The sequence below is a fragment of the Streptomyces shaanxiensis genome, from assembly GCF_039537145.1.
GTDB classification, from domain to species: domain Bacteria; phylum Actinomycetota; class Actinomycetes; order Streptomycetales; family Streptomycetaceae; genus Streptomyces; species Streptomyces shaanxiensis.
The window spans coordinates 45,575-59,818 of record NZ_BAAAZY010000007.1 but is presented as its reverse complement, the minus strand read 5'-3'; the positions used below and the strand labels follow the sequence as shown (position 1 = coordinate 59,818).

The 14,244-nt window shown below is 68.8% G+C and carries 11 protein-coding genes, 1 other RNA gene and 2 pseudogenes; 10 read left to right on the top strand and 4 right to left on the bottom strand.

Going from position 1 to position 14,244, the window contains the following annotated elements; all coding sequences use genetic code 11:
- Positions 1-67: 67 nt before the first annotated feature.
- Entirely contained in the window at positions 68-1,510 is a 1,443-nt protein-coding gene (locus ABD932_RS09400) for an RNB domain-containing ribonuclease (protein WP_345010599.1), read from the top strand.
- Here the strand turns inward: ABD932_RS09400 and ABD932_RS09395 are convergent.
- Together ABD932_RS09395 and ABD932_RS09390 are read right to left on the bottom strand one after the other, a co-directional pair.
- The gene (locus tag ABD932_RS09395) at positions 1,497-2,090 is read right to left on the bottom strand and encodes a hypothetical protein (protein WP_345010597.1); all 594 of its coding nucleotides are present in this window, start codon (positions 2,088-2,090) and stop codon (positions 1,497-1,499) included. The genes ABD932_RS09400 and ABD932_RS09395 overlap by 14 nt on opposite strands.
- Positions 2,090-2,848, bottom strand: coding sequence for a MerR family transcriptional regulator (locus ABD932_RS09390; RefSeq protein WP_345010595.1), 759 nt, complete (start codon positions 2,846-2,848; stop codon positions 2,090-2,092). The genes ABD932_RS09395 and ABD932_RS09390 overlap by 1 nt, the downstream gene beginning before the upstream one ends.
- 174 nt (positions 2,849-3,022) lie before the next feature.
- Here ABD932_RS09390 and ABD932_RS09385 point away from each other — a divergent pair, with 174 nt between their 5' ends.
- The 7 genes and pseudogenes from ABD932_RS09385 to ABD932_RS09355 all read left to right on the top strand — a co-directional run bounded on the left by ABD932_RS09385 (position 3,023) and on the right by ABD932_RS09355 (position 9,851).
- Positions 3,023-3,847: a helix-turn-helix domain-containing protein gene (locus ABD932_RS09385; RefSeq protein WP_345010593.1), complete on the top strand. Its 825-nt coding sequence runs from the start codon at positions 3,023-3,025 to the stop codon at positions 3,845-3,847.
- Between the two features lie 19 nt (positions 3,848-3,866).
- Positions 3,867-4,646: pseudogene (locus ABD932_RS43945) on the top strand (DMT family transporter); the annotation flags it as partial.
- A gap of 103 nt (positions 4,647-4,749) precedes the next feature.
- Positions 4,750-5,156: RNase P RNA component class A (rnpB, locus tag ABD932_RS09375), an RNA gene on the top strand.
- Between the two features lie 79 nt (positions 5,157-5,235).
- Positions 5,236-5,406: pseudogene (locus tag ABD932_RS09370) on the top strand (transposase); the annotation flags it as partial.
- Between the two features lie 635 nt (positions 5,407-6,041).
- On the top strand, positions 6,042-6,476 hold the full coding sequence (locus ABD932_RS09365; protein WP_345010589.1) for an effector-associated constant component EACC1: 435 nt from the start codon (positions 6,042-6,044) through the stop codon (positions 6,474-6,476).
- 2 nt (positions 6,477-6,478) lie between these two features.
- Positions 6,479-9,202, top strand: coding sequence for a caspase, EACC1-associated type (locus ABD932_RS09360; protein WP_345010587.1), 2,724 nt, complete (start codon positions 6,479-6,481; stop codon positions 9,200-9,202).
- Positions 9,203-9,260: 58 nt separating this feature from the next.
- Complete coding sequence (locus tag ABD932_RS09355) at positions 9,261-9,851, top strand: RNaseH domain-containing protein (protein WP_345011468.1); 591 nt, start codon at positions 9,261-9,263, stop codon at positions 9,849-9,851.
- Positions 9,852-10,220: 369 nt separating this feature from the next.
- On the opposite strand, the gene ABD932_RS09350 is transcribed toward ABD932_RS09355, so the two are convergent.
- Together ABD932_RS09350 and ABD932_RS09345 are read right to left on the bottom strand one after the other, a co-directional pair.
- Complete coding sequence (locus ABD932_RS09350) at positions 10,221-11,393, bottom strand: serine hydrolase domain-containing protein (protein WP_345011466.1); 1,173 nt, start codon at positions 11,391-11,393, stop codon at positions 10,221-10,223.
- Positions 11,394-11,467: 74 nt separating this feature from the next.
- Positions 11,468-12,811 carry an NsdA family TPR-like regulatory protein gene (locus tag ABD932_RS09345; protein WP_345010585.1) on the bottom strand — a complete coding sequence of 448 codons (1,344 nt, stop codon included), beginning with the start codon at positions 12,809-12,811 and terminating at the stop codon, positions 11,468-11,470.
- A 253-nt stretch (positions 12,812-13,064) separates the two neighbouring features.
- On the opposite strand from ABD932_RS09345, the gene ABD932_RS09340 reads away from it, so the two are divergent.
- Both ABD932_RS09340 and ABD932_RS09335 read left to right on the top strand, forming a co-directional pair.
- Complete coding sequence (locus ABD932_RS09340; protein WP_345010583.1) at positions 13,065-13,556, top strand: ATP-binding protein; 492 nt, start codon at positions 13,065-13,067, stop codon at positions 13,554-13,556.
- A 466-nt stretch (positions 13,557-14,022) separates the two neighbouring features.
- Entirely contained in the window at positions 14,023-14,190 is a 168-nt protein-coding gene (locus ABD932_RS09335) for a hypothetical protein (protein ID WP_167307964.1), read from the top strand.
- The last annotated feature ends 54 nt before the right edge of the window (positions 14,191-14,244 follow it).

Here is a 14,244-nt window from a genome sequence, read left to right as displayed (position 1 = left end):
TCCTTCGGTTGCGCTCTGCGACAGCGTACGGCGTGCCCCCGCACGGCCTCGGTCCTACGCTCGTTCCATGCCCCGCCGCCACATCCGCGTGACCGGCGCCCCCGAGGCCCCCCTCCGGGCCGCCCTCACCGCGCTGCGTACCGAACTCGGCGTCGTCGAGAGCTTTCCTCCGGATGTGCTGGAGGAGGCCGAGCGGGTCGCGAAGGCTCCCACCCTTCCGTCCTACGACGCCACCGACATCCCCTTCTTCACCATCGACCCGCCCGCCTCCACCGACCTCGACCAGGCGCTGCACCTGTTCCGGCAGGGCACCGGCTACCGCGTCCGGTACGCCATCGCGGACGTCGCCGCCTTCGTCGTACCGTCGGGCGCGCTCGACCGCGAGGCGCACCGGCGGGTCACCACCCTCTACTTCCCCGACGAGCGGATCCCCCTGCATCCCGAGCCGCTGAGCGAGGGTGCGGCGAGCCTGCTCCCGGACCAGGTCCGGCCGGCGGTCCTGTGGACGATCGACCTCGACGCGGAGGGCCGTACGCTCGCGGTCGACGTCCGTCGTGCCCTGGTCCGCAGCCGGGCCAAGCTCGACTACGCGGGTGTGCAGAAGGAGATCGACGCGGGGACCGCCGAGGAACCGATCGCACTGCTCAAGGAGGTCGGGGAGGCGCGGGAGCGGCTGGAGGTGGAGCGGGGCGGGATCTCGCTCCTCGTACCCGAGCAGGAGATCGTCGAGCGCGCTCACGATCACACCTACGAGCTCGCCTATCGCGCCCCGCACCCAGCCGACGGCTGGAACGCCCAGATCTCCCTGCTCACCGGCATGGCCGCCGCCGACCTGATGCTGTCGGCAGGCACCGGCATCCTGCGCACCCTCCCCGCCGCCCCCGACGGCGCGGTAGGCCGCCTGCGCCGTACCGCGCACGCCCTGCACATCGACTGGCCGCACCACGTCTCGTACGCCCAACTGGTCCGCTCCCTCGACCCGCACCGCCCCCACCACGCGGCGTTCCTCCAGGAATGCACGACTCTGCTGCGCGGCGCCGGCTACACGGTCTTCCGGGCGGGAGCCCTCCCGCCCATCACCACACACTCCGCCGTGGCCGCCCCCTACGCCCACTGCACGGCCCCCCTGCGCCGCCTCGCCGACCGCTACGCCGCCGAGATCTGCCTCGCGGCGGCGGCCGGCCGACCGGTGCCCGACTGGGTGGAGGCCGCCCTCGACGCGCTGCCCGCCCGGATGACCGAGGGGGCGCGGCGCGCGGGCACGGTCGAGCGGGGGTGCGTCGACATCGTGGAGGCGGCGCTGCTGAAGGACCGGGTGGGGGAGGAGTTCGACGGCTGGGTGGTGGAGGTGGCGGAGCGCCAACCCGCCGTAGGGGTGGTGCAGTTGGAGTCTCCGGCGGTGATCGGCCGGCTGGAGGGCACGGACGCGCTGCCGCTCGGGGAGCGGATCAGGGTCCGCCTCAAGCAAGCGGATCCGGCTGCGGCGAAGGTGAGGTTCACGCCGGCTTGATCGCGTTGGTTGCTTTGCTCGCTTTGATCGCTTGTACGAGGTCGGTGGCATCGTCGGCGTGGAGGCGCACGAGCCGGATGTCCCGCCGGCGGCCCAGGAAAGTGAAGTGGGCGACGGGCTCGGTGAGTTCGAGCGTCACGGTCGTCTGAGCGCCGATGGCGAGGTTGAGCTCACCGTCGGCCCGCTCATGGGTGGTGCGCAACTCGCGCCGCACGTGCGCGATCTTCTCCAGCGGTATGCGCAGATCGACGTGCGCGGCACGCCGGACGCGCAGGGAACCGGCGTCGAGCACGTGCGGCCGTACGACGGAGGCGGCGTGCATTCCGATGATGATCAGGAGGGTGTACATGTCCAGCATGAACCACGCCCGTTGCACGGCCGGGTGGTTCCGCAGCAGTACGGACATCATGATCGACTCGATCACGATCACGAATCCGAATCCCAGCATCATCGTGCCCTGCCCACGCGAGTACCCGAAGGCGGTGCCCTCGTCGAGCCCGTGCCGGCGCCGGGCGGCCCACAGCCAGAGACTGACGACGAGCCGCAGCTCGTGCCGGACAAGGACGAGCGCGGTGCGCATCACGGTCCATCCCCTTCCATGAGCAGACGCAAGGTGCGACGGATGGCCTCCGCCTGTGCCGGGGCGAAGTCGGCGTAGAAGGCGCGCAGGAAACTGTTGTCGGGGTCGACCTCCAACGTCTCCGGGAGCAGATCGCGGGGCAGACAGTCGGCGAGGGCACGGGCCGCCTCGTCCACGCGCGGGTCGGCGGGGTCGGCGTCGGCGAGCTCGTCGAGCAGGGCGTAGGCGGCCACGGCCCGCTCCTTGCCGCCCGGCCGGTCGAGCGCACTCCCCAGCGCGCCCATGAGCTGCTCCCGCCCCTCGGGATCGGCCGTGGTCTCGATCAGCGCGAGCATCTCGCGGTCCTTGGCGGCCATGGGGGAGTCGGACACGTGGGCCATGTCCCGGAAAAGAGCGGCTAGTTGGGGCGAGACCGGCCCCTCGGCGGGCAGCCCGCCCTCCGCCTCCAGCAGCGCCCGCAACCGCGTCCGCCGCTCCCGGATGGCGTGCTCCTGCCGGGCGAGATCCTCATCCAGCTCCGTGAGCACCTCGACAAGATCCTTCCCGGCATCCTCGGCGAGCACGTCCCGCACCTCCGCGAGCCCGAGCCCCAGCTCCGTGAGCCGCCGGATCCGCGCCAGCACGACGGCATGCCGCAGCGTGTACTCCCGGTACCCGTTCGGCCGCCGCTCCGGCTCGGGCAGCAGCCCCTGATGGTGGTAGTGCCGCACCGTGCGCGTGGTGACGCTGACGGTGGCGGCGAGTTCTCCGATCCGCATGGGATCAGTAGAAACGTTGACGTTGCGGCAGGGTCAAGCGGATGCCTCCGGCGGCATGGAATCCGGGCTCGCAGTGGTTGACCCTTTGATGAGTGAGGGTTGGGAAGTCATGAGCCAGGGGCTGTGAAGTCGTAGGCCATCGGGTTGCGAACCCACGGGCCAGGGGGGTGCGAAGTGGGCGAACAGGCGCGGTGGACCAGAGCGCGGCTGGGCCGAGGTGGGCCCCCGCTCGACCTTCTGACGGCCCGCTTCGACCGGCACGTGTACGCCCCCCACGCCCATGACGAGTTCACGATCGGCGTGTGCGTCGGCGGCAGCGAGATCATCGACTACCGGGGCGGTCGCATACGCCCCGGCCTGGGCTCCATCGTCGTACTGGCACCGGGAGAAATGCACACGGGCGGGCCGGCCGAGTCCGGCGGCTACGCCTACCGAGCCCTGTACGCCGAGACCTCGCTGTTGACGGACGGCGCCCTGGGCACCGCCGCCCCACACTTCCGCGATCCCCTCCTCGACGACCCCGACCTGTCCACCGCGCTGCGCATCACACACGCCGAACTCGCCGCCTGCCCCGACCCGCTGGAGGCGGAGTCCCGTATCCCCTGGCTCCTGACCGCCCTGGCCCGCCGCCACTCCACGGCCCGCGCGGCGGACGACTCCGTGCCAGGCGCCGACCACATAGCGAGGACGGTCCGCGACCGCCTGGCCGACGAGCTCACGTCCCCACCCTCACTCGCGGCCCTGGCCACCGACCTCGGCCTGTCCCGCTACCAGCTCCTGCGTGCCTTCCGTACGACGATGGGGATACCGCCGTACGCCTGGCTGGCCCAGTACCGGGTGGCCCGGGCACGCGGCCTCCTGGAGTCCGGCTTCCGGCCGGCCGAAGTCGCGGGAATCGTCGGCTTCGCAGACCAGGCGCACCTCACCCGCTGGTTCCGCCGTGTCCTCGGGGTGACCCCGGCGGCGTACCGCAACAGCGTTCAAGACGCGGGAACGTGAGGGGGCCGAAACTCGCCGCATGACTGCACGCGGCTGGTTTCTGTTCGCCCTGATGGGCGTGGTCTGGGGCGTCCCGTATCTGATGATCAAGGTGGCGGTGGGGGAGGTCTCCCCGTCGGTGGTGGTGTTCACGCGCTGCGCACTGGCCGCAGCCCTCCTGCTCCCCTTCGCGGTACGCCAGGGAGGCCTGACCCGGACGGTCCGGACGCACTGGCGCCCGATGCTGGCCTTCGCGTGCATAGAGATCATCGGCCCCTGGTGGACCCTGACCGACGCCGAGCGCCACCTCTCCAGCTCCACGGCCGGCCTGCTGATCGCGGGCGTGCCGATCGTCGGCGTCGCGCTGGCCCGCTTCTTCGGCACCACGGAACACCTGGGCGTCCGCCGCCTGACCGGCCTCACCCTGGGCCTGGCCGGCGTGGCGACCCTCACGGTCCCGCACCTGACCGGCGGCGACGCCCGCTCACTGGCGGAGGTGCTGCTGACGGTGCTGGGCTACGCGACGGCCCCGCTGATCGCGGCGCGCTGGCTGAGGGACGTGCCGTCCCTCCACCTGACGGCGGCCTGCCTGACTCTGGCGGCGCTGGTGTACGCCCCCGCGGCGGCGCTGACCTGGCCGTCTTCGATGCCCTCGACCGAGGCCCTGACGGCCCTGACCGCCCTCGGCGTGATCTGCACGGCGGTCGCCTTCGTGGCGTTCCTGGAACTGATCAAGGAGGTCGGCCCGACGCGGGCGACGGTCTTCACGTACGTCAACCCGGCGGTCGCGGTGGCGGCCGGGGCCCTGTTCCTGGACGAGCCCCTGACGGCAGGGGTGCTGGCCGCGTTCGCCCTGATCCTCGCCGGATCCGTCCTGGCGACGGCAGCCCCCCGCAGGCCGGTAACATGGTCCACACGGCAGACGAGCCGGGCGGACGGCCGCGTGGAGTCCCTTCAGGGGCTTCCCGAGGAACGTCCGGGCTCCACAGGGCAGGGTGATGGCTAACGGCCACCCGGGGTAACCCGCGGGACAGTGCCACAGAAAGCAAACCGCCCGGCGCTTCGGCGCCGGGTAAGGGTGAAACGGTGGTGTAAGAGACCACCAGTGCCCAGGGCGACCTGGGTAGCTAGGTAAACCCCACCCGGAGCAAGGTCAAGAGGAGCCGCCGTAAAAAGCGCGCTCTGCGCGGACGTTCGAGGGCTGCCCGCCCGAGTCCGCGGGTAGACCGCAGGAGGCCGGTGGTAACGCCGGTCCTAGATGGATGGCCGTCGCCCCGGGGGCCGCGAGGACCCTGGGGAACAGAACCCGGCGTATAGCCCGACTCGTCTGCCGCTCTTTATTTCCGCAGTTCAGAGGCCATGTCTTCTCGCTGAACAAACTGTCCGGTAATCCGGGGCGAATTAGGCTCCGGCCTGGGCACTTCCGCTACGTCGTCGAGCGCACGATCTCCTGGCTCCACGGCTTCCAACGCTTGCGCATCCGCTGGGAACGCCGCGACGACATCCACAAAGCATTCCTCCAACTCGCCGCCTGCCTGATCACCCACCGCCACGTCCAACGGCTTTGTTGGGTCCTTTAGTCACGCACACGAGTCAGGGGCCTGATCCGTTGGGCGGATCGGCCCCCTGACCTGGTACTCCACTGTCGGGGTGGCGGGATTTGAACCCACGACCTCTTCGTCCCGAATTAGGCCCTGGAAGATCGCCGACCTGGGAGCCGTGCCAAAGATGCAGGTCAGGCCGTCGGCCAGGGTCGGTCTCCGGTGGCGCTCCCGAGCCACCATCTCAAGATGGTCTCCAGGATTTCTCCAGGGCTGTTGAGGCGCGCGTTGCCGTGGGCTTCCTTGCATGTCCACCGGAGGGAGCGCTCGAGTACGGCGAAGTGACGGACCGAGTCGCCAGTCGCCTAAGGCGTCCGTCCGCGTACATCGGCTTGCCCCACGGTGACCCCCGCCCAGCGCCACAGGCATAGGGCTGGCGGACAAGGACCAGATCACTAACGCAGCTCACTACCGGCGCACGGCTGACGCCCACTGAATCCGGAGTTGCTAGTAGTAGAGCCACAGGGGGGTTGCGCCATTGCCCATGGCGATCACAGTCGACTCTGGCGTTCCACGAATGCGGTAGCCAGCATGCGGCCAACTCGCTGCCAGGGCCGATTGGCGGCATACTGGAATAAGGAATTTTGTGGGGGTTTGCCTTGGGGGATGGGCACATGTATGACGACGACGCTTCACAGAGAAGTCACCCAGCAGATCAGCGGGTGGACGATTTGATGGAAGTGCTGCTGGTCGTCGCGCCAGATCCTGATGTGGAGCCGGAGACGGGGGAACGGGTGTCCCGTCGGCTGAGATCGGAGATTGCCGATCTGGATGTCGAGTGGGTGCGTCCTGGCCCAAGCGTCCCCGCTCCAGACGGTGCGAAGGCCGCAGATCCTGTCACGCTCGGAGCCATCATGGTGGCGATGAGTGCGTCCGGCGGCGTGTTCGCGACGCTTATCGAGACCGTACGCGATTGGCTCGGCAGGTCCTCCGCACGGCATCGTGTGTCACTGACTATCAACGGTGACACGATCGAACTGGAGAGGGCTTCGAACGCCGAGCGGCGCGACTTGATCGATGCGTATATCCGTCGCCACGCAGGCGGCTAGCCATGGGCCGCCGGCTGGCGCTACTTGTCGCCACGTACGAGTACCAGGACAGCGCTCTGCGGCAGTTGACCACCCCGGTGCACGACGCGGAGGCATTCGCCGCCGTACTGCGCAACCCGGACGTCGCCGGGTTCGAGGTCACCACCTTGGTGAACCAACCTCATTACATCGTCGGCGAGGCCGTCAACGACCTCTACCATGACCGACGCCGCGACGACCTCACACTTCTGTACTTCACAGGCCACGGGATCAAGGACGATGACGGTCGGCTTTACCTGGCGATGGCCAACAGCCGCCACGATTGTCCGCTATTCACGGCGCTGTCCGCCGAGCAGATTGATCAGGCCATGGTGGGATCCGTGTCCCGGCAAAAGGTGCTGATTCTCGACTGCTGCTACAGCGGGGCGTTCCCGGAGGGCAGGATCGCCAAGGCCGACACTGCGGTGCACACGCTGGAACGCTTCCACGCTCGCGGCCGAACTGTGCTGACTGCATCGGACGCGACCCAGTTCTCGTTCGAGGGGAACCAGGTGCACGGGCAGGCGGTGCAGTCGGTGTTCACTCGCCACCTTGTGGAGGGGCTGCGCGAGGGCAGCGCGGACCTCGATGGCGACGGCGACATCACCCTGGACGAACTCTATGGCTATGTTCACGACCGAGTCGTCGAGGAGATGCCGCAGCAGCGGCCCAAGAAACAGGACAGTGTCGAGGGCCGCATCGTCATAGCCCGCAACATCAACTGGGCCCTGCCTGTCCACCTGCGCAATGCCCTCACCAGCCCGATAGCTGAGGACCGGCTTGCCGCACTCGATGGGCTCGCCCGCTTGCTCCGCGTCGGCAACGATGTGGTGCGCAGCATCGTCCTCGATGAGCTCCGCCACCTCACCGACGATGACAGCAAACGCGTGTCAACCGCCGCCACCGCGAGCCTGCGGTCTCTCGCCCCTCAAACATCGACGTCAGAAGCGCCGTCCGAAGTACCGTCCGCCCTTCCTTCTGTGCAGCCGCAGGCCGCAGCAGGTCCGGACATCGGCCCTGAGGATGCACCTGGTCGTCGCGGTGAAGTTCATCGCGAGGCGGGCCGCTTCGAGCAAGCCATCACGGACTTCAACGCCGCACTCGACCTCAACCCCGAGGACCTGTGGGCCCTCGCCCAACGTGGTGAAGCCCACCTCGATATGGGCCGCTTCGACGAAGCCGTCGCTGACTTCAATGCCCTACTTGACCTCAACCCCGAGTTGCCGTGGGCTCTCGCCTCTCGCGGTGAAGCCCACCGTCTGGCGGGGCGCTTCGACGAGGCCATCACGGACTTCAACGCCGCACTCGACCTCAACCCCGAATTCGCGTGGGCCCTCGCCTCTCGCGGTCAGATCCACCGTCTGGCGGGGCGCTTCGACGAAGCCATCACTGACCTCACCGCCGCACTCGGCCTAGACCCGACCCTGCCCTGGGCTCACGCCGAGCGAGGCTTCGCCTACCGCCAGGTCGACCGCTTCGACGAAGCCATCACCGACCTCACCGCCGCACTCGACCTCGGCCCCACCCGCGCCGGGGTGCTCGCTGAACGCGGTGAGGCCCACCGTGAGGCCGGCCGCTTCGAGCAAGCCATCACGGACTTCAACGCCGCACTCGACCTCAACCCCGAAGACCCGTTCGCCCTCGCCTCTCGCGGTGAGGCCCACCGTGAGGCGGGGCGCTTCGACGAAGCCGTCGCTGACTTCAACGCCGCACTCAACCTCAACCCCGAAGACCCGTTCGCCCTCGCCTCTCGCGGTCAGACCCACCGTCAGGCGGGCCGCTTCGACGAAGCCGTCGCTGACTTCAACGCCGCACTCAACCTCAACCCCGAGTACCCGTTTGCCCTCGCCTCTCGCGGTCAGATCCACCGTCTGGCAGGCCACTTCGACCAAGCCATCACTGACCTCACCGCCGCACTCGACCGAGACCCCGAATACCCGTTTGCCCTCGCTCAACGCGGAGAAGCGCATCGCGAGGCGGGCCGCTTCGACGAAGCCATCAGTGACTTCACCGCCCTACTCGCCCTCAACCCCGAATTCCTGTGGGCCCTCGTTCAACGCGGTGTAGTCCATCGCGAAGCGGGGCGCTTCGACGAAGCCATCAGTGACTTCACCGCCGCACTCGACCGAGACCCCGAATACCCGCAGGCTCTCGCCTCTCGCGGTGAAGCCCACCGTCTGGCGGGGCGCTTCGACGAAGCCATCAGTGACTTCACCGCCGCACTCGACCGACACCCCGAATACGCTTGGGCCCTCGCCTCTCGTGGTCAGACCCACCGTCAGGCGGGCCGCTTCGACGAAGCCATCACTGACCTCACCGCCGCCCTCGACCTAGACCCGACCCTGGCCTGGGCTCACGCCGAGCGAGGCTTCGCCCACCGCCTACAGGGCCGCTCCGACGAAGCCATCACCGACCTCACCGCCGCACTCGACCTCGACCCCAGCCTTGCCGGGGTGCTCGCTGAACGCGGTGAGGCCCACCGTGAGGCCGGCCGCTTCGACCAAGCCATCACCGACTTCAGCGCCGCACTCGACCTCAAACCCGAATACCCGTTCGCCCTCGCCTCTCGCGGTGCAGCCCATCGTGAGGCGGGCCACTTCGACCAAGCCATCACTGACCTCACCGCTGCACTCGACCTAGACCCGACCCTGGCCTGGGCCCACGCCGAGCGAGGCGCAGCCCACCGCCAGGCCAGCCGCCTCGACTAACCAGGGGGCTCACGGAGCCTCATCTGCGGCAACGACCACCATCGACGCGTTGCCGTGGATGCGGGGCGAACGGGCTGATCGACAGCCACTAAATACGGAGGACGAGGAGGTACCGCAGCCCGTCAGCGTCACCCACATGGGCAAGAAGGAGGGTGCCGAGCCGGTCGAGAAGGACACCTCGACGCTGCTCTTCGAAATCGCAACGGACTTCGGTGCGCCGGTATGGCTGCTGTGCAACGTGCCCCGTGCCTACGACGGCAGTGGTGCTGGCCGACTGGGCTCCAAGCGCACTCGGTGGGAGGCGGAGAGGTCGGTGCAGTCAGAAGACCGGTCGGAGCGCCGCAAGGGCGAGACGCCGCAGAACGTCCACGCCATGACCGCCACGGAGATCCTCCCCATCGGGGGACCGTCCGACGTGGCGCGTGAAGTGCTGGCGGCCATGACCGCCCGGCTGTGCCACCAGACCCTCTTCTGGTCCGACCGGGCCCGCTACCCGGTGCCGCTCCACGCCGCACGCCAAATGGACCTCGACCACCCGCAGTACCGACGTGCGGTAGTCGACGCGGAGCCGGGGAGTGGGGACGAAGTGGAAGCGGGAGAAGCATTAGAGTCGGAGGCGAAAGCGCCGTGTACGCGCATGGCCGGCTGACGGCCAACTCCCCCAGTTGCCAAGCGAAGTAAATGGCCGGGGCAGGGCGACTCCCGTCGCACAGGCGCGTTGGGGGCAGGCGTATGCGAAGTGACCGGCCTCGGGAGAGGGCGAGGCCGGATCACGTTCTCGGGCACCTTGACATCGGACGCCACTTCGTCACGTACGTAGAGCAGGGCTGCACCACCCTGCTCACTGTCATCCAGAAATCAGTGACCTACTAGATCATCACCGCGCGCGCTGAACAGACAGCGCAGGTCGTACGCTCACGGAGCACGGGATTCCGGACTCGTCATGTCTGGCGGCCGGGTCCCGGGGCCTGCCCGCCAAAGGCGCATGGATGGTTGCTGGTTGCCCAGATCACAACACCTACGCCAGTGACCTTCGCACTGCGCCAACCAGCGAAGCGGCACGCATGTCGTCGGGCCCACTGATGATGTTGTTCATCACGTAGCCGAAGGCAATTCCGTGCTGAGGGTCGACGAAGCCGAGTGAGCCGCCTCGTCCCGTGTGGCCGAAGGAGCTTGGGCCAGCCATGGGGTTGGTCTCGGTGGGCAGCATGTATCCAGAACTGAATCGACTCGGGATCAGCATCACTTGGTCCTTCCCGCTGGCTTGCTCCTTGGCCGCCGACTCCAGGGATTCTGGAGTAAGCAGGCGTGTACCGTCCACCTCGCCGATCAGCGCGGCGTACATGCGTGCCAGTGCATGTGCGGTGCCGATCCCGTTGGAGGCCGGGAGTTCTGCGGCCTGTACCTCGGGCGAGTCGAAATCGATCTCGGCGGGATCGGTGACCATGTACGCCCTGTTGCTGAATGACTCCGGATCCCTCCACGCGGCAACCTGCTCGCGGAGTTCCTCTGGAACCGACTCGACGGGCACGGTGGTGAGGTCGACGTCCGGCCGCTGGTACACCATGCGGCTGACCCGGTCGCGTTCACGCGCCGGCAGCCCGATGAAGAAGTCCAGCCCGAGGGGGGCGGCGATCTCGTCGGCGAAGAAGCGGCCCGGCGTCTGGCCGGACACCCGGCGAATCACCTCGCCGACGAGCCAGCCCCAGGTCCGACCGTGGTAGCCGTGCGCCGTGCCCGGAGTCCACTGGGGACGCTGAGCGGCCAGCGCTGCCGCCATCGGGTGCCAGGCCAACGCCTCGTCCAGTGGGACGGGTTGGTCCAGTGTGATCAAGCCGGCCTGGTGGGACAGCAGCCAGCGCACCGGGATGTCCGCCTTGCCGTTCGCGGCGAACTCCGGCCAGTACTTCGCCACCGGCGCGTCCAAGTCCAGCGCACCGCGCTCGGCCAGCATGTGTGCCGCGGTCGCGGTCGCCCCCTTGGTAGCCGAGTAGACGAGTTGCAGGGTGTCCCGTGTCCATGGACGACCGGTCTCTGGATCGGCGACGCCTCCCCACAGGTCCACCACCGGTCGGCCGTACTGGTACACGCATACCGCCGCGCCGATGTCCCCGTGCTGGGCGAAGTTCGCCGCGAACGCCTCACGCACTGGTTCGAACCCAGCCGCGACCTCACCGTCGATCGTCGTCATGCCGTCCATCCTGGCATTGCGACCGCCTGCTCTGCGGGGGCGGGCCCGCCCCTCGTAAGTCCGAGACGGTGCTGTCAGGCTGAGACGGGCAGCGCCTGGAGGCGCTCACGGAATTCACGGACAGCGGGGACGGACTTGCGGGGTTCGAGTCGTGCGGAGAACTCTTTCAAGCGGTCCACTGCCCGCACGGAGCTGACACTGCTCTCCAGCAGGTCGGCGCCGTAGTTCGCGGCGTCCAGCGCCCCGTCGAGGTCGCCGCCGGCGAGCCGGGCCTCGGCCAGGCGGCTGGAGCGTACGGCCTTGTCCCGAGGAGCCGCGCTCTTCACCGAGGTCTCCAGGGAGCCCGTCGCGCGCTCCACTTGTCCGGATCGCAGCAGGACCTTGCCCTCGGTCGACTTCAGCTGGGCCTCGCCGAACCAGTTGAGCCAGTCCGGGTTTTCCTCCGTCGTGTGGCGCTCCCAGTGGGACAAAGCGCGGTTGAGCGCTGTTCCTGCGTTCCGGTGGTCGCCGTCACGGGACAGCGCCTCGGCCTTGTGCAGGTAGAGGAAGGACTGGGTGTACGGCGACAGAGTTCGAGGGGCGTTGTCGATGGCGGTCGAGATGAGGGCGACGCGCTCGGCGGTCCGTCCGGCCTCGGAGACGTGGACTCCCATCTCCGCGAGGATGAAGGCGCCGAACGCGTCGTCTCCAGCGGTACGGGCGCTGCGCAGAGCTCCGACGTAGTAGCGCTGGCCGGCGGACCGCAGCCCCGCGTCGTAGGCCATCCAGCCGGTCAGGTGCGACACCCGGGCCGCCAGGGCGTAGAGGCGGATTCGGATGCTCTCCGTGTACCTGCCGGTGCTCAGGAGGCCGGTGACGAGGGCGAGATCGCCGCGTGCCTGCTCCAGGAGTGTGGCGCCGCCGAGTTGGTCGTCGAGGGTTCGGAGCGTGCTGATGCGCTGCTCGATCGTGGAGACCATCGTGTCCGTGACCTGATCCCCGCCCAGGGCAGAGGCGAAGGCGGACGGTGCGTCCACCCAGCTCGCCGCGAGGCCCGTCAGGGCGGCGCCGGTGATGGTGAGAAAGCCCCGGCGGTCCATGCGGCCACTCCCCACGAGTTCAGACAGCGCCTCAACGGTACCGGCCTCGGTCCACGGGGCGGTGAGTCCCGTGACCTCCCAGACCGGAAGCCATCGGGGCCAACCTTCCGTGCGCGCCTGCTCGTACGGGACGCGCAGAAGGTCGGCGAGTACGCGCTGGGCGTCGGCGTCCGGCTCCTGCCCCTGCTCCCACTTCCATACGGTGGTCCGGTTGGTCGCGAGCGGGATTCCGAGTGACCTCCCGTGCGCCTGCATGAGTCGGGCGAACTGGGCCTTCCCCCATCCGCGCGTCTGGCGGAGGAAGCTCAGCGGGTGGACTGCCAACGGCTCGCCAGGCATGCCATCACTCCCGTCATCCCCCTCGCGGCGTAGTGGGGAGGCTACTTCGCGTGGCCGCGCACGGGGAGGGCGTCCCCATGAGGAACCCCCTAGAAACGTTCCGCCTTGCTAGCTGCGGCCGTTGACTGAGTATCAGCCGTCCACGGAGCCCGCGCAGGGCGACCGCTCCCGGAACGGCTCCTCAGATCGGCGGCTCCGCCCTTGCTTCCCCCTCGGGACGGAGCCGCTCTCCAACCCTTCGGAGGCATCAGCCATGCCCACGCTCGTCCATCGGTTCGTCCTCGCGGGTGAGGAAAGGGAAGTCTCCCTCGCCCGGCGCACGGTCGTCGACAAGGTGCGTACGTGGGGGGTGCCGTTGGACGACGACATGGCGGACGCCATCCGTCTCGTCACCTCCGAGCTCATCAGCAACGCTGTGGTCCACGGGGAGGGGCCCGTCACCGTCACGCTGTACCACCAACCCGGCCGTCTGGTGATCGACGTCTTCGACGACAATCCCGCAGCTCCACAGACGAGTTGTGCCCAGGCCGACGACGAGAGCGGGCGCGGCCTGGCACTGGTCGAGCTTCTCGCTTCGCGGTGTGCCTGGGAACCCGCCGGCCAGGGGAAGCGCGTATGGGCGGAGATCGCGCTTCCCAGCGCGGCGCCCGCCATCCGAGCCGCCGTTCTGCGCAGATTACTCGCACTACGGCCGAAGCATGGGAGCGTCGGCGAGCCCGAGTCGCTCACCCTGGCGGTCGCGTGATGGGACGGCACACGCTGCGGACGACTCCACTTCCTGCCCCTGATGTCGTCTTCCGCCCTACCCGTCGCGACATCGACCCCATCACCAGAGAACCCACCGAGTACGCCCTTTGAGACCGCCACGAATGGCAGGCACGCGGCGAGTGCTGGCTGTGGTGCGGACGTGACGACGTCGAGGTGACGTGGATCGGGCCCGTCCGATCGAGCGGCATGCACGCGGCCCTCTACGCCTGCCGCGCGTGTCTGTATGAGCTGGACCAGCGTGTTCTGGAGACCAACATGCGCCAGGACGTGGGCGTGCTGCCGATGAATCGCGGACCTGCCCGGTCGCTGGTGTAGGACCGCGGCTCTTCGCGACCCCCAATGACCGCCGCTCCACGGCACCCCCCCTTCTCCCACTGCTGTGGAGCGGCCACCGACCTCCCGCCGGAGCCCTGGCGGGAGAAGCGAAGAGGAAGGAGTACGAGGTGGCAGAGCCCACGACACCGCCTCCGGCCCGAAGCGGCCTCCTGGTGGCGGTGCAAGAGCTGACAGCCGTCCACGACCGCTACGACAGCCTCCGGTCGGACAACCAGGGAAGTTCCGGCGACGCGCCGTGGCCTGGTGGCGACGGCAACCTGCACGACAGCGAGTAGGCACCAAGCGGTGAGGGCCGGCGCGCTTGGCCGTGTCGGCCCCCACCGCGTCCG